At 66.8% G+C, this 19,238-nt stretch carries 20 protein-coding genes and 1 tRNA gene; 10 read left to right on the top strand and 11 right to left on the bottom strand.

Translation table 11 applies throughout. The features are described from left to right. Positions 1–112: 112 nt before the first annotated feature. From livH to HW466_RS20500, 4 genes are read left to right on the top strand one after another with little or no spacing between them, the layout of a single operon-like run. Positions 113–1,039, top strand: a complete 927-nt coding sequence (gene livH, locus HW466_RS20515; protein ID WP_034204313.1) for a high-affinity branched-chain amino acid ABC transporter permease LivH — start codon at positions 113–115, stop codon at positions 1,037–1,039. 11 nt (positions 1,040–1,050) lie between these two features. Next, positions 1,051–2,322, top strand: a complete 1,272-nt coding sequence (locus tag HW466_RS20510; RefSeq protein WP_059791362.1) for a high-affinity branched-chain amino acid ABC transporter permease LivM — start codon at positions 1,051–1,053, stop codon at positions 2,320–2,322. Further along, a complete protein-coding gene (gene livG / locus HW466_RS20505; protein ID WP_059447698.1) occupies positions 2,319–3,092 on the top strand; it encodes a high-affinity branched-chain amino acid ABC transporter ATP-binding protein LivG in 774 nt (257 codons plus the stop codon). Before HW466_RS20510 ends, livG begins: the two co-directional genes overlap by 4 nt. Next, entirely contained in the window at positions 3,092–3,793 is a 702-nt protein-coding gene (locus HW466_RS20500) for an ABC transporter ATP-binding protein (protein WP_151004863.1), read from the top strand. The genes livG and HW466_RS20500 overlap by 1 nt, the downstream gene beginning before the upstream one ends. Before the next feature lie 117 nt (positions 3,794–3,910). Here HW466_RS20500 and HW466_RS20495 read toward each other — a convergent pair whose 3' ends face one another. The 3 genes from HW466_RS20495 to HW466_RS20485 form a co-directional block, all read right to left on the bottom strand. Next, on the bottom strand, positions 3,911–4,318 hold the full coding sequence (locus HW466_RS20495; protein ID WP_060297348.1) for a DUF2000 family protein: 408 nt from the start codon (positions 4,316–4,318) through the stop codon (positions 3,911–3,913). 44 nt (positions 4,319–4,362) lie between these two features. Next, positions 4,363–5,220 carry an AraC family transcriptional regulator gene (locus HW466_RS20490; protein WP_174905608.1) on the bottom strand — a complete coding sequence of 286 codons (858 nt, stop codon included), beginning with the start codon at positions 5,218–5,220 and terminating at the stop codon, positions 4,363–4,365. Between the two features lie 154 nt (positions 5,221–5,374). Continuing rightward, entirely contained in the window at positions 5,375–6,352 is a 978-nt protein-coding gene (locus HW466_RS20485) for an AraC family transcriptional regulator (protein WP_059808919.1), read from the bottom strand. A gap of 41 nt (positions 6,353–6,393) precedes the next feature. On the opposite strand from HW466_RS20485, the gene HW466_RS20480 reads away from it, so the two are divergent. Next, positions 6,394–7,143 (top strand): SDR family oxidoreductase, encoded by a 750-nt coding sequence (locus tag HW466_RS20480; RefSeq protein ID WP_151007097.1) that lies wholly within the window; start codon positions 6,394–6,396, stop codon positions 7,141–7,143. A 92-nt stretch (positions 7,144–7,235) separates the two neighbouring features. On the opposite strand, the gene HW466_RS20475 is transcribed toward HW466_RS20480, so the two are convergent. Further along, complete coding sequence (locus HW466_RS20475) at positions 7,236–8,537, bottom strand: aspartate aminotransferase family protein (protein ID WP_151006349.1); 1,302 nt, start codon at positions 8,535–8,537, stop codon at positions 7,236–7,238. A gap of 76 nt (positions 8,538–8,613) precedes the next feature. Between HW466_RS20475 and HW466_RS20470 the strand changes: the two genes are divergently transcribed. Together HW466_RS20470 and HW466_RS20465 are read left to right on the top strand one after the other, a co-directional pair. Continuing rightward, complete coding sequence (locus tag HW466_RS20470) at positions 8,614–9,498, top strand: LysR family transcriptional regulator (RefSeq protein WP_174905609.1); 885 nt, start codon at positions 8,614–8,616, stop codon at positions 9,496–9,498. A gap of 558 nt (positions 9,499–10,056) precedes the next feature. Then, positions 10,057–11,376: a right-handed parallel beta-helix repeat-containing protein gene (locus HW466_RS20465; protein ID WP_151006351.1), complete on the top strand. Its 1,320-nt coding sequence runs from the start codon at positions 10,057–10,059 to the stop codon at positions 11,374–11,376. A gap of 130 nt (positions 11,377–11,506) precedes the next feature. Here the strand turns inward: HW466_RS20465 and HW466_RS20460 are convergent, their stop codons facing one another. After that, on the bottom strand, positions 11,507–12,349 hold the full coding sequence (locus tag HW466_RS20460) for a response regulator (RefSeq protein WP_239006073.1): 843 nt from the start codon (positions 12,347–12,349) through the stop codon (positions 11,507–11,509). Positions 12,350–12,538: 189 nt separating this feature from the next. Between HW466_RS20460 and HW466_RS20455 the strand changes: the two genes are divergently transcribed. Further along, positions 12,539–12,916, top strand: coding sequence for a flagellar transcriptional regulator FlhD (locus HW466_RS20455; RefSeq protein WP_170296728.1), 378 nt, complete (start codon positions 12,539–12,541; stop codon positions 12,914–12,916). After that, positions 12,913–13,545 (top strand): flagellar transcriptional regulator FlhC, encoded by a 633-nt coding sequence (flhC, locus tag HW466_RS20450; protein WP_151006196.1) that lies wholly within the window; start codon positions 12,913–12,915, stop codon positions 13,543–13,545. The genes HW466_RS20455 and flhC overlap by 4 nt, the downstream gene beginning before the upstream one ends. Here the strand turns inward: flhC and HW466_RS20445 are convergent. After that, complete coding sequence (locus tag HW466_RS20445) at positions 13,542–15,368, bottom strand: ATP-binding response regulator (protein WP_151006197.1); 1,827 nt, start codon at positions 15,366–15,368, stop codon at positions 13,542–13,544. The two genes, flhC and HW466_RS20445, sit on opposite strands and share 4 nt — an antisense overlap. A gap of 446 nt (positions 15,369–15,814) precedes the next feature. Beyond that, positions 15,815–15,899, bottom strand: a tRNA-Leu gene (locus tag HW466_RS20440). 140 nt (positions 15,900–16,039) lie between these two features. On the opposite strand from HW466_RS20440, the gene HW466_RS20435 reads away from it, so the two are divergent. After that, positions 16,040–17,365, top strand: coding sequence for a leucine-rich repeat-containing protein kinase family protein (locus HW466_RS20435; protein ID WP_059769112.1), 1,326 nt, complete (start codon positions 16,040–16,042; stop codon positions 17,363–17,365). Positions 17,366–17,409: 44 nt separating this feature from the next. Here the strand turns inward: HW466_RS20435 and HW466_RS20430 are convergent, their stop codons facing one another. The 4 genes from HW466_RS20430 to copC form a co-directional block, all read right to left on the bottom strand. Continuing rightward, the gene (locus HW466_RS20430; RefSeq protein ID WP_151004576.1) at positions 17,410–18,039 is read right to left on the bottom strand and encodes a LysE family translocator; all 630 of its coding nucleotides are present in this window, start codon (positions 18,037–18,039) and stop codon (positions 17,410–17,412) included. A 94-nt stretch (positions 18,040–18,133) separates the two neighbouring features. Further along, positions 18,134–18,310: a hypothetical protein gene (locus tag HW466_RS20425; RefSeq protein WP_170296662.1), complete on the bottom strand. Its 177-nt coding sequence runs from the start codon at positions 18,308–18,310 to the stop codon at positions 18,134–18,136. A 33-nt stretch (positions 18,311–18,343) separates the two neighbouring features. Further along, positions 18,344–18,790, bottom strand: coding sequence for a copper chaperone PCu(A)C (locus HW466_RS20420; RefSeq protein WP_059943466.1), 447 nt, complete (start codon positions 18,788–18,790; stop codon positions 18,344–18,346). A gap of 61 nt (positions 18,791–18,851) precedes the next feature. Further along, positions 18,852–19,217 carry a copper homeostasis periplasmic binding protein CopC gene (gene copC, locus HW466_RS20415; RefSeq protein ID WP_059447753.1) on the bottom strand — a complete coding sequence of 122 codons (366 nt, stop codon included), beginning with the start codon at positions 19,215–19,217 and terminating at the stop codon, positions 18,852–18,854. Between the last annotated feature and the right edge of the window lie 21 nt (positions 19,218–19,238).

Raw genomic sequence — 19,238 nt, 5'->3', positions numbered from 1 at the left:
GGCCCATTGCCCGGCCAACGGGCGGCCCGAGACGACACCGTGCGTTGCGCGCGGCCGAACGCCGTGATCCGGCGACGGCATGCGACCCAGCGCCAACGGGAGCTTCCCGCACATGACTGACTTCTTTCCTCAATTCGCCCAGCAGCTGGTCAACGGCCTGACGCTGGGTGCGATCTATGCGTTGATCGCCATCGGCTATTCGATGGTCTACGGCATCATCGGCATGATCAACTTCGCCCACGGCGAGATCTACATGATCGGCGCATACGTGGGCCTCGTGACTCTCACGGCCATCGGCATCTCCGCCGGCTATCCGCTGCCGCTCGTGCTCGGCGCCGCACTGATCGTGTCGGTGATCGTCACCGGCCTGTACGGCTTCGCGGTCGAACGCGTCGCGTATCGCCCGCTGCGCGGCGGCCCGCGCCTCGTGCCGCTGATTTCCGCGATCGGCATGTCGATCTTCCTGCAGAACTACGTTCAGATCGGCCAGGGCGCGCGCGACGTGTCCGTGCCGGTGCTGATCTCCGGCGCATTCGACATCCACCTCGGCGGCGACTACGACGTGACGATTCCGTACGCGCGTCTGCTGATCGTCTGCGTGACGCTCGTGCTGATGATCGCGCTCACGCTGTTCATCTCGCATTCGCGGATGGGCCGTGCATGCCGCGCGTGCGCGGAGGACATGAAGATGGCGAACCTGCTCGGCATCGACACGAACCGCGTGATCTCGTTCACGTTCGTGCTCGGCGCGATGCTGGCGGCCGTCGGCGGCGTGCTGATCGGGCTGACGATCGGCAAGCTGAATCCGTATATCGGCTTCGTCGCGGGCATCAAGGCGTTCACCGCCGCGGTGCTGGGCGGGATCGGCAGCATCCCGGGCGCGATGCTCGGCGGCGTGCTGCTGGGCCTCGCCGAAACCTTCGCCGCAGGCTACATGCCGGCCGAGTACAAGGACGTCGTCGCGTTCGGCCTGCTCGTGCTGATCCTGCTCTTCCGCCCGACCGGCCTGCTCGGCAAGTCGGACATCGAAAAGGTTTGAGGGAGACGCAGATGAGTCAAGTCATTTCCGTTCGCCGTCCGGCCGCCGACGCGTCGATCGGCCAGGCGCTGAAGAATGCCGCGGCCGCCGCGCTGCTCACGGCGATTCTCACGATCCCGGTGCTCGGCCTGCAGCTGAAGCTCGACGGCTATCAGGTCGTGCTGACGCCGCACTGGCGCCCGGTGTGGATCGCGGTCGCGGCCGTGTTCCTGTTCCAGTTGTTCAAGCCGTGGCTCGTGCGCGCGAAATCCGTGGTCAAGCTGCCGGCGATGCCCGCGATGGGCGCGCAGCAGCAGCGCGCGATCATCTGGGTGCTGCTCGCGGTCGGGCTCGTGTGGCCGTTCTTCGGTTCGCGCGGTGCCGTCGACGTCGCGACGCTCGCGCTGATCTACGTGATCCTCGGCCTCGGGCTGAACATCGTGGTCGGTTTCGCGGGGCTGCTCGATCTCGGCTATGTCGGGTTCTACGCGGTCGGCGGCTACACGTACGCGATGCTGAACCAGTATTTCGGGCTGTCGTTCTGGGAGTGTCTGCCGATCGCGGCGATCGCGTCGGCGACGTTCGGCTTCCTGCTCGGTTTCCCGGTGCTGCGGCTGCGCGGCGACTATCTCGCGATCGTCACGCTCGGCTTCGGCGAAATCATTCGCCTGCTCGCGAACAACCTGACGAGCCTCACCGGCGGCCCGGACGGCATCTCGAGCATTCCGAAGCCGACGGTGTTCGGCTTCGAGATGGCGCGCTCGGCGAGCGTCGAGGGCGCGAAGACGTTCCATGAACTGATCGGGCTGGAATACAGCGGCGAGCACATGGTGATCTTCCTGTACCTGATCGCGCTGGTGCTGGTCGGCTTCACGCTGTTCGTGACGAGCCGCCTGATCCGCATGCCGATGGGCCGTGCATGGGAAGCGCTGCGCGACGACGAGATCGCATGCCGTTCGCTGGGGCTGAACCCGACGCGCATCAAGCTGTCGGCGTTCACGCTCGGCGCGGCGTTCGCGGGCATCGGCGGCGCATTCTTCGCGGCGCGTCAGGGCCTCGTGAATCCTGAATCGTTCACCTTCATCGAATCGGCGCTGATCCTCGCGATCGTCGTGCTCGGCGGGATGGGCTCGCAGCTCGGCGTGATTCTCGCGGCGATCCTGCTGACCGTGCTGCCGGAAGTCGCGCGCGGCTTCGCCGAGTACCGGATGCTGATCTTCGGCCTGGTGATGGTGTTGATGATGATGTGGCGTCCGCAGGGCCTGTTGCCCGCGAGCCGTCCTCACGTGGAGCTGCCGCAATGAGCGCGAATGCAGAATTGTTGAAGGTCGCCGGGCTGCAGATGCGCTTCGGCGGGTTGCTCGCGGTGGACGGCATCGATTTCGACGTGCGCCGCAACGAGGTGTTCGCGATCATCGGGCCGAACGGCGCGGGCAAGACCACGGTGTTCAACTGCGTCGGCGGCTTCTACAAGCCGACCGGCGGCGACGTCGTGCTCGACGGTCACGCGATCGCCGGGCTGCCGAGCCACAAGATCGCGTTGAAGGGTCTCGTGCGCACGTTCCAGAACATCCGCCTGTTCAAGTCGCTGACGGTCGTCGAGAACCTGCTCGTCGCGCAGCATCGCAAGGTGAAGTCGGGGATGCTGCACGGCCTGTTCGCGACCCCCGCGTATCGTCGCGCGGAGAAGGAGGCACTCGAACGCGCGGCCGTATGGCTCGAACGGATGGGCTTGACGTCGGTCGCGAACCGGCCGGCGGGCACGCTGTCGTACGGGCACCAGCGGCGCCTGGAGATCGCGCGCTGCATGATCACCGAGCCGCGCCTGCTGATGCTGGACGAGCCGGCGGCCGGCCTCAACCCGCAGGAAAAGATCGAGCTGCAGCACCTGATCGACAAGTTGCGCCGCGAGTTCGGCGTATCGGTGCTGCTGATCGAGCACGACATGAGCCTCGTGATGGGCGTGTCCGACCGCATCCTCGTGATGGAGCACGGCCGGCCGATCGTGATCGGCACGCCGGAAGCGGTCCGCAACGACCCGCGCGTGATCAAGGCGTATCTGGGGGAAGAGTGATGCTGAAGCTGGAACAGGTCCACACGCACTACGGCGCCGTCGAGGCGCTCGCGGGCGTGTCGATCGAGGTGAACAAGGGCGAGATCGTCACGCTGATCGGCAGCAACGGTGCCGGCAAGACGACGCTGATGATGACGGTGTGCGGCACGCCGCGCGCATCGTCGGGCCGCGTGCTGTTCGAGGGCACCGACATCACCGCGATGTCGACGCACCAGATCATGCGGCAGGGGATGGCGATCTCGCCGGAGGGGCGGCGCGTATTCCCGAGCCTGACGGTGCTCGAGAACCTGAAGATGGGCGGGTTCTTCGCGAACCGTCACGAGATCGACGACGGCATCGAGCACGTGTTCAAGCTGTTTCCGCGCCTGAAGGAGCGCGCGACGCAGCGGGCCGGCACGATGTCGGGCGGCGAGCAGCAGATGCTGGCGATCGGCCGTGCGCTGATGAGCAAGCCACGCCTGCTGTTGCTCGACGAGCCGACGCTCGGTCTCGCGCCGCTGGTGATCGCGCAGATCTTCGACATCATCCGCACGATTCGCGACGAGGGCGTCACGGTGTTCCTGGTCGAGCAGAACGCGAACAAGGCGCTGGGTGTGGCCGATCGCGGCTACGTGCTCGAAACGGGGCGCGTGGTGCTTGCCGATACGGGCGCGAACCTGCTCGCGAACGACCGGATCAAGCAGGCGTATCTCGGCGGTTGATTTCACGCGCTGCCGGTCCGGAGCGGACCGGCAGCGCGCCGTCCGGGGAAAATCCATCGTCGATTCGGTTTCGATCGAAGCCGAATCGACACCCGTCGAATCCTCCGCCCGCCGCGCTCACGCGTGCAGCGTCAATCCCTTCACCGCCTTGTCCACGGCTTTCTTCGGTCCGTGCAATGCCAGGCCGACCAGATCCGGATTCGCCGGATCCTCGGCGCGAAACACTTCGCGATTGGCCGCATCGTGCCCCGTCGAGAACATCGCGCGCACGTACGGCACGATCCTGACTTCGCGCGACAGGGCATGCCGATGCGCGGCCTGCAGACCGTCCAGGTCGGCCGCGAACACCAGCATCGGCTGGCCGAACATGCGCGCGTAGCGATTCCCGGCCGCATCCTCGTAAGGCTCGCCGAGCGCTTCCGGCGCGCCGGAAGCGATGCCCGTCGCGAGAAACGCGACCACATTGAGTTTCTGCCACGTCGCGAGATCGTCGCGCACGATCAATGCCACTTTCGTATCGAACATGAGTGCTCCTCGTTGAAGCGCTCATGATCGGGCGACGCGCGCAATCAGTCTGGAACGTTTGTGCACATCCGCCGGTACGCGGCCGGCGTCATCCGGTACGCGCGCCGGAACCAGCGGCCCAGGTGGCTCTGGTCGGCGAAACCGACGTCCGCCGCGGCTTGCGCGGGTGTGCGGCCGGCTGCCAGCAGCCGGCGCGCGGCGCGCAGGCGCAAGCGCACCAGGTATGCGTGCGGCGACGTGCCGAACGCGCGCTGGAACAGTCGCGTCAGCCGGAAGCGGTCGATGCCGGCGTGCGCCGCGAGTTCGTCGAGCCCGAGGTTGCCATCCATATGCGCGTGAAGCAGGTCGCGCACGCGCGCGATCGCGGGCGGTACGGCAAGCTCGCGCGTCGCGAGCGGGCCACGCAGCTCACCGCCGAGCCGCGTCAGCAGGCGGTCGAGCGTCTGATCGCGCGCAAGCCGGCCCTCATTGCCATGAATCGCGAGAATGGCCTGCCGGATCGCGTGGACGAGGTCGCGGTCGTCGACGAGCGTATGGCCGAAGGAGGCTTCGACACTGCCGAGGCCCGGCAGGCCCAGCCGGTGCGCGGCCTGTTCGACCCACGGTAGCGGCAGGTACAGCATCCCGTAGGTAAAGCCGCCTTCGTCGGGCGCATGGCCGTCGTGCAGCGCGCCCGGCTCGATCAGGATCGCGCGGCCCGGCACGCTCGTATGCAGCGACCGGTGGCACTGGAAACGCTGCACGCCTTGTTCCGTAAAACCGATCAGCATGTCGTCGTGATCGTGCGGATCGTACGCGTGGCCGCTGAAATGCGCGCGCAGGCTCTCGATCCCCGTTTCCGGATCGCGCTGCGCGTCGAGCCAGTTGCCGGGCTCGACCGCACCGTGAGTCGTTGTCGTCATGGCTTGCCTCGCGGGTCGTCATCTGCGCCGTAGTGTACGCAAGCCGGGTGCGGCTCGCTGGCCGCGCGGCCGGCGATCGCGCGATGCCGCGGGCGAAAGCGGGGGCGCATGGCCGATGGGCCGCGTGGCGCCCGCGGTGGCCAGTGCACCCGGTTCATTCGTCGAGTGCCGTCGTCCGTTCATCGCGCGCGTATTGCGCGGGCGGCCGGCCGACATGCCGCGCGAACGCGACGCTGAAGGTGCTCGCGGAACTGTAGCCGACGCGCCCGGCGATTTCGGCGATGCGTGCGTCATTGCGGCGGAGCAGGTTTTTGGCGAGCGCCATTCGCCACGTGAGCAGGTATTCCATCGGCGCGACGCCAACCGCGCGGCTGAAACGCTCGAAGAAGGTCGAGCGCGATAGCGCCGCCTCTTTCGCGAGCTCGGCGACCGTCCACGGGTGCGCGGGGCGCGCGTGCATGCCGCGGATCGCGGCCGCGAGGCGGCTGTCGGCGAGCCCGCGCACGAGGCCGGGCGATGCGTCCGTGCCGGTCGAGAATCGCAGGGCCTCGATCAGCAGCACTTCCACGAGGCGCGACAGCACGATTTCGCGCGCGGGCCGCTGCGCGCGAGATTCGTCCCGCACGAGCTGCACGAGCGTGGTGAGGCGCGGTTCGCCGCGCACGTGCACGCATTGCGGCAGCAGCGACACCAGCAGCGCGGCGTCGGGCGAAGCAAAGCTGCAGTTGCCGGCCATCATCCGCATGTCGATCGGGTTGCGGGCGTCGCCGATCCGGTATTCGCCGTTGTCGAGCGCGACCGGCGGCGCGGTTTCGACACCGGACGGCGGCGGTTCGAGGCTCGACATCGCGACGCCGTAGGCCGCCGGAATCAGCACGAAATCGCCGGGCTGCAGCTCGACCGGTGCGTGCCCGTCGATCGCGACCCGGCACCCGCCGTCGAGGATCGCGCAATAGAACGGCTCGCCCGCGACCGTGCGGCTGATCGCCCAGGGGCTCGCGCCGTGAACGAACTTGGAGTGCCGTGCGCCCGGTTTCAGCAGCGTCACGACTTCGGTTAGCGGGTCGATCATCGCCGGACTTTTGCAAAAGAAAAGCGGACTTTCGATTGTAGCGAATACGGGTTCGGCCATCTATCGTACGCACACATGCTCAACACATCACGGGAGTTCGCATGAAAACCGTACTGATCACCGGTTGTTCCTCCGGCTTCGGCCTCGAGATCGCGCGCCATTTCCTGGCCCGCGACTGGCAGGTCGTCGCGACGATGCGCACGCCGCGCGAGGACGTGCTGCCGCCGTCGGAACGTCTGCGCGTGCTGGCGCTCGACGTGACGAAACCGGACAGCATCCGTGCCGCGATCGACGCCGCCGGACCGATCGACGTACTCGTGAACAACGCGGGCATCGGGGCGGCCGCGCCGGCGGAGCTGACGCCGGTCGACACGGTGCGCGCACTGTTCGAGACCAACACGTTCGGCACGATGGCCGTCACGCAGGCGGTGCTGCCGCAGTTTCGGCAGCGCGGGGCCGGCGTGGTCGTGAACGTCACGTCGAGCGTTACGCTGAAGGCGTTGCCGCTGGTCAGCGCATACCGCGCGAGCAAGGCGGCGGTCAACGCGTATACGGAATCGATAGCCGGCGAACTCGAACCGTTCGGTGTGCGTGTGCATCTGGTGTTGCCCGGGCGCGCGCCCGACACGCGTTTCGCCGACAACGCGCGCGCAAACATGCTGGGCTTCGAGCACGAAGCATATGCGGAGTTTGTCCGGCAGGCCGTCGCGCGCATGCTCGATGCGTCCGCGCCGACTACCCATGCGCAGGACGTTGCCGACGCCGTGTGGCGTGCGGCGACCGATCCGTCGAGCCCGCTGCGCATCCCGGCCGGCGCCGACGCCGAAGCGTGGGCCGCCGACGCGCACTGAGCGGCGGGGACCCGGGCCGCGCTTCGGCGCGCGGGCCGGTCGAATCGGCGCGACGGCGCGCGTGACGCAGCGAGGCGCGTTGCCGAGCGCCGCTACAGCGCGCGCCCGATCGCCTGTTCCAGCAACGACAGCCCGAGATCGATCTCCGCTTCGCTGACGGTGAGCGGCGGCGCGATCCGGAACACGCCGCCCATGCCCGGCAACTGCACGATGTTCATGCTGAGCCCGAGGTTCATGCATTCGCGCGTGATCTTCGCGCCGAGCCCGTCGGCCGGCTCCTTCGTCCGCCGATCCTTGACGATCTCGACGCCGAGCAGCAATCCGCGTCCGCGCACGTCGCCGATGCACTCGAAGCGCTCCATCAGGTCGAGCAGCCCGCGCCGGAGCCGCGCGCCCATCACGTTCGCCCGCTCGACGAGGCCGTCGCGCTGCACCACGTCGAGCACGCGCAGGCCGACCGCGGCCGGCAGCGGATCCGACACGTGCGTCGTATAGAACAGGTAGCCGAGTTCGTGCGCGCGCTCCTCGATCCGCGCGGACGTGACGACGGCCGCGAGCGGCAGCCCCGCGCCGAGCGTCTTCGACAGCGTGAGGATGTCGGGCGTCACGCCGTCGCGCTGGCACGCGAACATCGTGCCGGTGCGTCCGACACCGGTTTGCGCCTCGTCGAGGATCAGCAGCATCCCGCGCTCGTCGCACTTGCGCTTGAGCGCCGCCATGTAGCCTTCCGGCAGTTCGATGATGCCGCCCGAGCTGAGGATCGGCTCCGCGATGAACGCGGCAAGGCTGCCGCTCGACTGGCGATCGATCAGGTCGAATGCGTAGTCGAGTTCGGCGAGCGGATCGTAGCTGCCGTCGTGCTCGAAGCGCGGCCGATACGAAAACGGCGCCGGAATCGCGAACGAGCCGACCGCGGCCGGACCGACGCCCTTGCGCCCGGCGCTGTACGTGGCGGATGCCGCCGCGCCCGTCATCCCGTGCCACGACTGCGCGAAACCGACGATCTCGTACTTGCCGGTGACAAGTTTCGCCATCCTGATCGCCGCTTCGTTCGATTCCGCGCCGGTGCTCAGCAGCAGCGCGCGATCGAGCCCGGGCGGCGTGATGTCGGCGAGGCGCGTCGCGAGATCGACGACCGGACGCGACAGCATCCCGCTGAACAGATGATCGAGCTTGCCCGCGTATTCGCCGATGACGGAGACGATCTCCGGATGGCAGTGCCCGAGCACCGCGCTCATTTGCCCCGACGTGAAGTCGAGGATCGCGCGGCCGTCGGCGTCGTAGACGAAACTGCCTTGCGCGCGCTCGACGATCATCGGCTCGAACGTGCCGCCGTAGCGGATCAGGTGCTGCCTGGCGTTGTGCCAGAAGGTTGCGTCGTCGTTCAGGGACATCGGGCTTCTCCGGACAAGGGCGGCGATCGCTTGCAGTCTAGGCGCCGGTCTGGTCTTATGGAAACGAATAGTTCTTATGCAAGGTAGAAAAGGAGCTAATACCTTGGGACGTTCGCTCGAAATCGACCTGTTGCGCTCGTTCGTCGTCATCGCCGAGATGCGCTCGCTCAGCCGCGCGGCGGCGCGCGTCGGCCGCACGCAGTCCGCGCTGAGCCAGCAGATGCGGCGGCTCGAGGAAAGCGTCGACCAGCCGCTGTTCCAGCGCACCGGCCGCGGCGTGGTGCTGACGCATCCCGGCGAGCGGCTGCTCGTGCATGCGCAGCGCATCCTGCGCCGGCACGACGAGGCGATGGCCGACCTGTGCGGCACGGGATTGTCGGGCACGATCCGGTTCGGCTGTCCGGACGATTACGCGGCCGTGTTTCTGCCTTCGCTGTTGCGGCAGTTCTCGATGCAGCATCCGCAGGCGATCGTCGAGGTCGTGTGCGGACCGACGCCGCGGTTGCTTGAGCATCTCGACAAGCGGGCGGTCGACCTGGCGATGATTTCCGTGCCGGACGATGCTTCGGACGACGATTTCATCCGCCGCGAGCAACTGGTCTGGATCGGCTATCCGGGGCTCGATGCCGCGCAGTTCGAGCCGTTGCCGCTCGCGCTGTCCGATCCGGATACGCTCGATCACATCGCGGCTCGCGACGCGTTGACGCGCGCACGGCGCGACTATCGCGTCGCGTACGCGAGCAGCAGTCTCGCCGGACTCATCGCGCTCGTGCGCTCCGGGCAGGCATTCGCGGTGATGACGCAAACGGCGGTGCCGGCGGATCTGGCGATCCTCGCCGCGGACCGGGGGCTGCCGTCGTTGCCGGCGGTCGGTATCACGCTGCGATTCGATCGGAAGCGGCCTTCGCATCTTACGGCGGCGTTCGCGGAGCATATTCGGCTCATGCTGCCGTTGCTTTGACGCACGGCGCGGGGGGCGATGTGCGTTCGCGCGACATAGGTAATCGGTAATCCGAATTATCGACGCGAGGCTCGTCGCTCGAACGCATCCACGTTCGCGGTGCGGCGTCCCGCTACGGCCACATGCAGTCGTAAGCCGGTCCATATCGCGGATGCGACCAGGGCTCGCGACCTGTCCCGCGACGTCGCGGGGCTTATGTCCGATTTACGCGTGCCGACGGCGAAATAGACTTCCAATCGAGCGAAATCATCGTATGGGCCCGGACACGAAGCCGCCCGGCCCGAATTGCTCTGGCAAGGGCTTCGCTATGTCGCTCGACGGTCGCATGCTGCCGGCACCGTCGACGTCGAGCCGCTCTCGGGGGAGCGGCCCGTCCGTTTCGGCAGACGAGCGGGCACTCGCCTGAAATGAGGCGCTGCCCGACTGCTTCCGCACGAAATCGTTCTGCTCCGATGTTCGACACGTGTCGTGCCGGCTCGCTGGTCGACCGTCGACGCGTCGCGACCGGGTGCCGTCGCATCGCGCTGCGTCGGGCGGACGTCTATCGAGGAGGTCATCATGACCAGGTCATTTCGTATCATCAGCGCCGGGGTGGTCGCATTCGCATGCTGGGCTGCCAGCTTCCAGGTTCAGGTTCGCGCGGCGACGCTTGCCGGCTACGCCGCGCCATGGCGTATCGCACATGCGCGATCGCGACCGGTGGCGATCACCGCGCCGGCGCCCGTGACGATCAGGCCGGCAAGCGACGGCAGTGACCAGACCGATGCATTGCAGGCCGCGCTCAACACGCTGCAGGCGGGACAAACGCTGATACTCGCGCCGGGACGCTATACCGTCAGCCGCTCGCTGTCGGTGGCGGGTTCGGGCGTCGTGGTGTCGGGCTACGGCGCGACGCTCGTCGCGACCAATCCGTCCGACCAGACGATCGTGATGAGCGGTACCGGCTCGACGTTGGTGGGCGTGACGCTGAACGGCACCGGGACGACGCGTCTCACCACGCCCGAATCGACCAAGGTCGAAGTGACGGGCACCGACGTCCAGGTGCTCGGCGTGACGATCCAGGGCGGCGCGAGCGCGGGGATCTTCGTATTCGGCGGCAGCAAGGTCGCGATCGTCGGCAATACCGTGCGGGCCACGCTGGCCGACGGCATCCACTCGACCTACGGATCGACCAACGTGCTCGTGCAGGGCAATACGGTCACGGGTACCGGTGACGACCTGATCACCGTCGTCAGCTATCTGGGCGACGGTCGCATCAGCAACAACGTGCTGATCGACCACAACACCGTGTCCGGGAATTACTGGGGGCGCGGCATTTCCGTCGTGGGCGGCCAGGCGGTGACGATCTCGAACAACACGGTAGACGGCGTGCAGAAGGCGGCCGGCATTCTCGTCGCTCAGGAGGACAGCTGGCGCACCTATGGCGTGTCGAACGTCGTCATCGACAACAACGTGGTGACCAACATCCAGAATCAGAACGTCAGCAACGGGTTGCAGCCGACGCAGCAGGGCGCGCTCGAACTGGACACGTGGTCGGGTACGGTGTCGTACGTCAAGGTGACGCGCAATCGCGTCTCGGGATCGGGCTACGCGGGGTTCCGGGCAGTCGGCAACGTGTGCGGCTTCCAGGTCTCCGACAACACGTTCGCGTCGATCGCCGGCACACCGGTATCGCTGCTGTCGCGTGGCTGCACGGCGAGCCAGATCGTCGTCAGCGGCAATACGATGGACGGCGTCGCCCTGGTTCAGCCGGTCGGCGCATCGCCTTCCGGAACGATTCCGGCGAGCGGCGCGGTGACGGCGGCGATGCCGCAAGTGCGAACCGGCCTGATGCAGTCGCCGGGCGGTGCCGCGTCGGCAACCGGCGCGGCGCGATGATATCGCGAGCGCGACGAACCGGCGCTGCCCGCGTGGCCCGCGCGCGCCGGTTTCGGCGCATGTACGCCGGCCGATTCATGTCGCGTCGCCGGCGACCGCGCCCGCATCGCATGCGTCGCGACGGCGCAAGTCAGAGGAGCCCCAGGCGCTGGCCCGCTGCGGCGGCCTGGGTGCGATTGCGCACGTGAAGCGCCTTGAAGATCGCCGTGATGTGCGCCTTCACGGTCTTCTCCGACAGGCCGAGCCGGTCGGCGATGAGCTTGTTCGGCACGCCTTCGGCGATCAGGCGCAGCACGTCGAGCTGGCGCAGCGTCAGGCGCGGGCCGTCGGGGTCGTGTGCGGGCGGCGGATCGCGATGTGCCGACTGCGCTTCGAGCAGCAGCGGCGGCACGTAATGCTCGCCGTTCATGACCATCTTGATGGCCGACAACAGCGTGTGCGCGGTCGCGGATTTGGGAATGTAGCCGAGCGCGCCGTGCGTGAAGGCGGCGCGCACGTCGTGCGGATCCTCGGACGAAGACAGCACGATGATCGGCAGCTCGGGCCGGACCTGCGCGATCGCCGCAATCGCCGCGAAACCGTCCATGCCGCTCATCTTCAGATCGAGCACGATGACGTCGAGGTCGGAGTGCTGCTCGAGCAGCCGCATCGCATCGTCGGCGTTGCTCGCCTGAATGTCGACCATCCCGTAATGATCCTGGCGCAACAACGTCGCCACGCCGTCTCGCAGAACCGGATGATCATCGACAATGAGTATTTTCATGTAAATAAAAGCGAAGTCGGGAAGCGGAACCCTTCTGATTTTGGAGAACCCGGTTCTTTCGAAAAGTCTTAATACTTTAGTCGTATGGGATTCTGTTTCGTCACGGGCTAACGTCGGATTTACATCCGCAAAGCCCGGGTCAATACTGAATCGTCGCGGCCTTCGGTGCGGCGGGCCGCACAACGAGCATGACGGAGGTCGCGACAGCATGGCCCGGGCGAGTCGCCGACGCCGGGAGTTTTCGGGGTGCGATCTAACCCGGGTGCAGACTATACGATAAAAATAACCGAGCGTGCCAATACGGGGCATACTGTTTATTTCAATCGATTGTTTTCTGAAAATCATCAATTGATGTCGAGGCAGGTGATTTACCCCGTGAAACAGGGCAGGTTCCTTTGCATGAATTTGCTAGACGTCTCCATCGGCCTGATTCGATATCAATCAAGGTGCAATATGGGAACTATCAATGAAGAAGAGTCAATTCGCGACCTGAACCTGTCGTATCTGTGGCTGGCGCAGCGGCTGTTGCAGAAGGATCGCGCGACTGGCATGTTTCGCCTCGGCGCCACGCCGGAATTGGCCGGCGCGCTGGAAAGCCTGACGATACGATCGATGATGAACCTGTCGTCGTCGGGACAGTTGCTTTGCGTCCTGCGCCTGAACCGATACGACACGGTCGCGGCGCTCGCGCGACCCGAGCCGCCGGGCGACGCCACGCCGCTTCATGTCGCGATGGCGCTGTCCAGTCTCGGGGCCTTCGACCAGGACGTGCCATGAGCGGCGGCCCTCGGCCGACGCATGCCGCGAGGCTTGCCGACGATGCGAAGCACGTGCTGCAGGCCGCGACACTGATTCGGCTCGGCGCGCGTCCGCAGATGCTCGAAATCGAACTGTCGCTGCCGCACGAGCGTCTGGTTCGACTGTATCGCGAGGTGCGGGGCGTCGCGCCGCCGAAAGGCCTGCTGCCGTTCTCCAGCGACTGGTACATGACATGGAAGGCCAACGTCCATGCATCGCTGTTCCATAACGCCTACCGGTTTCTGCGCAGCGACGCGAAGTGCGCGCGGCTCGATGCGCTCGTGAAGGCATATGAATGGTATGCGACGCGATGCGACGCGGCACACTGCGAGCCGTTGCTCGACCTGACGCGGGCGTGGCTGCTGATTCGTTTCGTCGACGGCGGCGTGCTGTCGACGGCACGTTGCATTCGATGCAACGCCGCATTCGTGACGCATCGTCACGATCTGCGGCCCAATCGCGTCTGCGTCGCGTGCCGTCCGCCCGCGCGGGCCGGCAAGCGCACCGGATGCACGAAACCGCAGCCCTGTACCGGAAGCCCGATCGGCTTGAACGCGCACATCGCACACGAGCCGATCGCGACCTGTAGCTCCGCGCAGTGCCGCTAGAGCGCGACGCCGTCCGCGTCCGTGTTGGCCGTCGAGCTTCTCTGCGTCCGCGCCGCGACGAGATGGCCGACCGCCGCGCGCAGCTTGCCGTTCGGCAACGGCCGGTGAAGCAGAACCAGCCCGCGTGCATGCGACGCCGCCAGTTGTTCTTCGGTCGTATCGCCGCTGATCAGCACCGCGGGGACGACCGCGTCGAGCGCCGCGCGCACGCGCTCGATCACGGCGATGCCGTTTTCGCCGCGAGGGGGCAGGTAATCGCAGATCAGCAGGTCGGGTCGGCGGGCGCAAGCCGACAGCCGGTCGAGCGCCTCCTTGCCCGAGCGTGCCGCGATCGTGTCGTAACCCCAGGTCGTCAGTAGTTCCGCCAAACCGGTGCGGGTTGCGCGATTGCCGTCGATCACCACCACGAGCCCCGTTGAACCCGGCACGTCGTCTTGGTCGACGATCGGCGTATCGAGCGGGGCGGCCGTGCCGGCGGTGAGCGCCACCGTGACTTCGAAGCACGATCCGCGTCCGGGTGTCGAGCGCACGGCCAGCCGGCAGTCGAGCAGGTCGGCGAGGCGTCGCACGATCGCGAGTCCGAGACCGAAGCCCTTTTCGTGATCGCGCTCGGGATTGCCGACCTGGTAATACTCGTGGAACACGAGCTTCTGCAGGTGATCGGGAATGCCGCAGCCCGTGTCCCAGACCTGGATCGCGAGGTGTGTGCCGCGGCGGCGGCAGCCGACGACGACCTTGCCGCGATCCGTGTAGCGCACGGCGTTGGACACGAGATTGCGCACGAGGCGCTCGACCAGCAGCGGATCCGAATGAACCACGGCGCCGCACGGCACGCGCGACAGCGTGATGCCTTTCGCCTGCGCGTCGAGCAGGCAGTCATTGCACACGTACTCGAGCACGGTATCGATCGCGAACGCCCGGCACTGCGCTTCGACGCTGCCGGCGTCGAGTCGGGACAGGTCGAGCAGCGCGCCGAAGAGCCGGCTCAGCGCGTCCGACGAACGCTCGATGCGCTCGACCAGCCGTCGCCCTTCCGGCGGCATCGGGATGTTGTGCAGCGCGCCGATCAACAGGTTCAGCGCATGCGCGGATTGGCGCAGATCGTGGCTGGCCGCCGCGAGGAATTGCGATTTGGCGAGATTGGCCTGGTCGGCGATTTGTCGCTGGCAGCCGAGATCGACGGCGAGTTGCTCGGCGCGTTCGTTCTGAGCCTGCAAATCGCGGGCGAACCGTTCGGCGCGAAAGCGCAGCCCGATGTTTTGCGTTGCCGCGCGGTTCGCGAGCAACCCGAGATAACCGACCACGCAGGCGATCAACATCATCATCGGCGCGGTTGCCTGCTGGACCGCGTGCGGCGACATGACCGCCGCGCCGATATATGGCACGGTCGCCGGCAACAGAAAGGCGACGAACGCAGGGAAATACGTACTGAATACCGGAATCGCGCCCGCAACGATGCTGAACGTCGCGACGACAACGAGGCTCGCGATTCCGAAGTCCGCGCCCGCCGCGAGATGAATCGACGCCCATCCCCAACCCATGCCGGCGGCCGTGCTGAAGGCCGACAGCCACAGAGCCCAGCGCCGCCAGTGGCTGACGGACGTCGGCGATCGACGATGGAGGCGGGACAGAAGAACCTGGCCGGCCGAACACGCGGTAATGTAGATCGTCCACGCGAGACCGGACACCGGGTCCGGCTGGCCGAGCCGGTCGATCGAGAGTGTCGCGGCAACGGCAAGCAACGTGCCGCCGACGACATACGGCGTCACGGAGTCATAGACGATCCTGACCTGTTCGGCGGCTATCTGGTCTGGCGACTGCATGGGCGTCCCCGGAGATCGCTGCGGGTTCTGGCGGGGAGTATCGGCGCGTCGGGCACTGACGCGTATTCCCGTAACCAAGCATAGTCTCTGTGGGCGACGAAACAGGCGACTTTTTTATATAGTCGAAAAGATTATATGGACTGCAAAGTTAATGCTGAAGGTCGAGTGAAATCCGGCGGCGATGGACGCATTGTGTTCCGGTCGTGCGCAATCCGTTACATTCGATCGGGTGTCGTCGGGGATCGAGTTCGACATGGCGAGTGGCCACGGAAAAATCCAAAGCCCCGGTATCGGCGCGGCATGCAAATTTGTACGTGCGCCAGATCCCTCCGGAGAGGTCCGCCGCGGGCAACGCCATCGCTCCGCAGGCGATGAAACAAAAAAACCGCGAAGCGTTGCGCTGTCGCGGTTTTTTGCACATGCACGAAACACGGAAGAACCGTATCTGGTGCCGACGGCGAGACTCGAACTCGCACGGCTTTCGCCACTACCCCCTCAAGATAGCGTGTCTACCAATTTCACCACGTCGGCACTGCAAGGGGCGCAATTGTAGCGTTACATTGCGCGTTTGTGAAGAGGGCGTGACACGACGAACGAATTCGCGAAAGCGATCCCGGTAGAATTCGGGCAATCGGTCCGACGACCCTCGCCATCGCTACCCGATTTCCAACGTGATCACCACCCTCGAACAACTGCAGGCCGGCCAGCTGGCGGGCGCCCGGCAACTCAAGCTCGCGTGCGGGCTGACCGAATTTCCGCGCGAGATCTTCGATCTGGCGGACACGCTCGAAGTGCTCGACCTGTCCGGCAACGCGCTGTCGGCGCTGCCGGACGACCTGTCGCGGCTGCGACGCCTGCGCATCCTGTTCGCGTCCGGCAATCGCTTCACCGAATTTCCGGAAGTGCTCGGCACGTGCGCCGAACTCGACATGATCGGCTTCAAGGCGAACCGGATCCGCACGGTGCCGCCCCGTTCGCTGCCGCGCGCGCTGCGCTGGCTGATCTTGACCGACAACGAAATCGACGAGCTGCCGGCCACGATCGGCGACTGTGCGCGCCTGCAGAAGCTGATGCTCGCGGGCAACCGGCTGCGCGCGTTGCCGCCCGACATGGCCGCGTGCCGTGCGCTCGAACTGGTGCGGCTGTCGGCGAACCGGCTCGATGCGTTGCCGGACTGGCTGCTGCGCCTGCCGCGCCTCGCGTGGCTCGCGTCCGCGGGCAATCCGTTCGGCGCCGCGCCGGAAGCCGCGGCGTCGGCCGAGCCGGGCGTCGCGGACATCGACTGGACGTCGCTCGCTTGCGACGAGAAGCTCGGCGAAGGCGCCTCGGGCGTCATTTATCGTGCGCAGTGGCGGGCGGAGGGGCAGGTTCCGCGCACGGTCGCGGTCAAGCTGTTCAAGGGCGCCGTGACGAGCGACGGGCTGCCCGATTGCGAAATGGCCGCCTGCCTGCACGCCGGGCGTCACCCGCACATGATTCCGGTGATCGGCAAGGTGCGCGGCCATCCGGACGGCACGCACGGACTCGTGATGGAACGGGTCGATCCGGCGCTGACGAACCTGGCCGGGCCGCCGAGCTTCGCGTCCTGCACGCGCGACGTGTATGCGGCCGATGCGCGCTTCGCGCCGGCCGACGCATCGCGGATCGCACTCGGCATCGCGTCGGTTGCAGCGCACTTGCACGCGCGCGGCATCATGCATGGCGACCTTTACGCGCACAACATCCTGCATGACGGCAAGGGCGGCGCGCTGCTCGGCGATTTCGGCGCGGCGTCGGTCTACGACGTGAACGACCGCGTGCGCGCCGCGCGGCTCGAACGGCTGGAAGTCAGGGCATTCGGCTATCTGCTCGGCGAGTTGCTGGCGCGGTGCGAGCCGCAGGCGTGGGAAGGTTCGCATGCACTCGACGCGCTGGCGGCCGCCTGCCTGAACGAGGATGTCGACGCGCGGCCGTCGTTCGGCGAGATCGCGGCAGCACTCGCCGTATCGAAGGGCTGACGGGGCCGTCCGCGCCGCGACGCAGGCCGTCCGCGTGCCGGCGCCTACGCCTGCCGCGCGGCCAACAGCTTGATCCCGAGACCGACGAACAGCAGCCCGCTGGCGCGCTTGGCCGCGCGGACCCACGGGCCGGCGCCGATGCCGCGCTGGAGCCGGCGCACGCCGAACGAATAGACGCTGTGCACGACGACGACGGTGCATGCGATCGTCGCGTACATCACGACGAACTGCATTGCGACCGGGCGATCGTACGCGACGAACTGCGGCATGAACGCCGACAGGAAGATCATCGTCTTCGGATTGCTGCCCGACACGAACAGCGCTTCGCGGAACAGCTTCTTGCGATCGGGTTCGACGATCGCGGTGCGGTTCGCGGGCGAGCGTGCGTTGCGGTCGCCGCGCAGTTGCCGGATGCCCAGAAAGATCAGGTACGCGGCGCCGACGACCTTCATCGCGACGAACAGCGGCGGCATCGCGGCCAGCACCGCGCCGACGCCGAGCGCGACGAGCATGACCACCGCGCCTTGCGCGACGAGGTTGCCCGCGATCGTCGCGGCGGTGCCGCGCGAGCCGTAGCGCACCGTGTTGCGGATGACGAGCAGCACGTTGGGGCCCGGCGACAGCGTCGTCGCGAGATAGGCTGCGGCGAACAGCATCCAGGTCTGAATGGACATGCGTGGCTCCGAGAAGGGTTCCGGCGGCGGTCGGGATGACGCGATGATGCCACGCCAAAATGGCGCGGCGTGCCGCCGGAACCGGCGCGGCGCGTCAGCGTGCGTCGCGCACGCAGTAGGCGGCGATCGACGACGGCGAATCGATCGCGGAAGGCCGCGTCATCCACGCGATCCATGCGGCCCACAACCCGCAGGCGATCAACACGGCGACGTTCAGCGGCGTCCGGTAGCGGACGATCAGGTTGGCCAGCGGCATGCGTTCCTTGCTCATCTGCATCTCCTTCGGCGGTTGCGCAGGTGGCCGTTACTGGCCGGTGTAGGAGGGCGCCTTCGCGTCGCAGGACACGGACACCGTCGCGCCGTCGGCGAAATGCAGCCGCAACGGCACCTTCGCGCCGGGTGCGACGGGCTGGCGCGGTTCCTCCAGCATCACGTGATAGCCCTTCGGCCTGAACGTCACCGTGCCGTGCGCGGGCACGTCGACCGCGTCGACGTGGACCATCTTCGCGGTGCTGCCGGCCGTCTGCGTCTCGTGCATCATCGCCATCCCGAACGCGGGCGTATCGATGCCGGTGAGCGTCACGGGCTTGTCGCCGTCATTCTTCAGCGTGAAGTAACCGGACGACGGCACCGTCGCCGGCATCGTGCGGATCCAGCATGCATCGGCCTGGACGGCCGACGCGGCGAACGTGGCGGGCACCTGCAGCGCCAGCATTGCGAACAGCAGGGCGGTCGGAATCGAGCGTTTCATCGAGTGTGTTCCTGATCGGATAGGGAAGAGCGCCGCGCGGACGTCGTATGCGTTACGTGCGTCATTTCAGCGTGAACGTGTAGCGGCCCTGCGTGCGATGCCCGTCGCTCGCCACGGCGACCCATGCGACCGTGTACGTACCGGGCGTGAGGTTCGCCAGCGCGACGTGCATCCGCTTCCGGTTGCCGGCGTCGATGGCGGATTTGCCGTCGGCGACCGACTGTCCATGGCCGTCGGTGACGGTGATCGAACTGAATGCGGGTTCGAGCGTTTCGCTGAAGTCGATCGTGACCGCGTGCGGCGCACTCGACAGCGTGGCGTCGGCGGCCGGTTCCATGTTTTTCGGGTGTGCATGCGCGTGAGCAGCCTGTGCGACGACGAAGCCGAGTGCGACGAGTGCGCCGCGCAGGAAAGCAGTGGTTTTCATGACGAGATGATCCGGTTGGAA

Origin of the sequence: Burkholderia territorii, from assembly GCF_902833055.1 — a bacterium.
GTDB classification, from domain to species: Bacteria; Pseudomonadota; Gammaproteobacteria; order Burkholderiales; family Burkholderiaceae; genus Burkholderia; species Burkholderia territorii.
The sequence above is the reverse complement of the archived record's forward strand: the minus strand, read 5'-3'. Positions and strand labels throughout refer to the sequence as shown.

Bases quoted from the DNA above. Each gene is read 5' to 3' on its own strand.
- HW466_RS20500 (WP_151004863.1), top strand. From the start codon at position 3,092: ATGCTGAAGCTGGAACAGGTCCACACGCACTACGGCGCCGTCGAGGCG.
- HW466_RS20480 (WP_151007097.1), top strand. From the start codon at position 6,394: ATGAAAACCGTACTGATCACCGGTTGTTCCTCCGGCTTCGGCCTCGAG.
- copC (WP_059447753.1), bottom strand. From the start codon at position 19,217: ATGAAAACCACTGCTTTCCTGCGCGGCGCACTCGTCGCACTCGGCTTC.
- HW466_RS20485 (WP_059808919.1), bottom strand. From the start codon at position 6,352: ATGGCCGAACCCGTATTCGCTACAATCGAAAGTCCGCTTTTCTTTTGC.
- HW466_RS20460 (WP_239006073.1), bottom strand. From the start codon at position 12,349: ATGCTGTCGCGACCTCCGTCATGCTCGTTGTGCGGCCCGCCGCACCGA.
- livH (WP_034204313.1), top strand. From the start codon at position 113: ATGACTGACTTCTTTCCTCAATTCGCCCAGCAGCTGGTCAACGGCCTG.
- HW466_RS20470 (WP_174905609.1), top strand. From the start codon at position 8,614: ATGCAAGGTAGAAAAGGAGCTAATACCTTGGGACGTTCGCTCGAAATC.
- flhC (WP_151006196.1), top strand. From the start codon at position 12,913: ATGAGCGGCGGCCCTCGGCCGACGCATGCCGCGAGGCTTGCCGACGAT.
- HW466_RS20430 (WP_151004576.1), bottom strand. From the start codon at position 18,039: ATGTCCATTCAGACCTGGATGCTGTTCGCCGCAGCCTATCTCGCGACG.
- HW466_RS20455 (WP_170296728.1), top strand. From the start codon at position 12,539: ATGAATTTGCTAGACGTCTCCATCGGCCTGATTCGATATCAATCAAGG.
- HW466_RS20490 (WP_174905608.1), bottom strand. From the start codon at position 5,220: ATGACGACAACGACTCACGGTGCGGTCGAGCCCGGCAACTGGCTCGAC.
- HW466_RS20475 (WP_151006349.1), bottom strand. From the start codon at position 8,537: ATGTCCCTGAACGACGACGCAACCTTCTGGCACAACGCCAGGCAGCAC.
- livG (WP_059447698.1), top strand. From the start codon at position 2,319: ATGAGCGCGAATGCAGAATTGTTGAAGGTCGCCGGGCTGCAGATGCGC.
- HW466_RS20510 (WP_059791362.1), top strand. From the start codon at position 1,051: ATGAGTCAAGTCATTTCCGTTCGCCGTCCGGCCGCCGACGCGTCGATC.
- HW466_RS20495 (WP_060297348.1), bottom strand. From the start codon at position 4,318: ATGTTCGATACGAAAGTGGCATTGATCGTGCGCGACGATCTCGCGACG.
- HW466_RS20425 (WP_170296662.1), bottom strand. From the start codon at position 18,310: ATGAGCAAGGAACGCATGCCGCTGGCCAACCTGATCGTCCGCTACCGG.
- HW466_RS20445 (WP_151006197.1), bottom strand. From the start codon at position 15,368: ATGCAGTCGCCAGACCAGATAGCCGCCGAACAGGTCAGGATCGTCTAT.
- HW466_RS20465 (WP_151006351.1), top strand. From the start codon at position 10,057: ATGACCAGGTCATTTCGTATCATCAGCGCCGGGGTGGTCGCATTCGCA.
- HW466_RS20420 (WP_059943466.1), bottom strand. From the start codon at position 18,790: ATGAAACGCTCGATTCCGACCGCCCTGCTGTTCGCAATGCTGGCGCTG.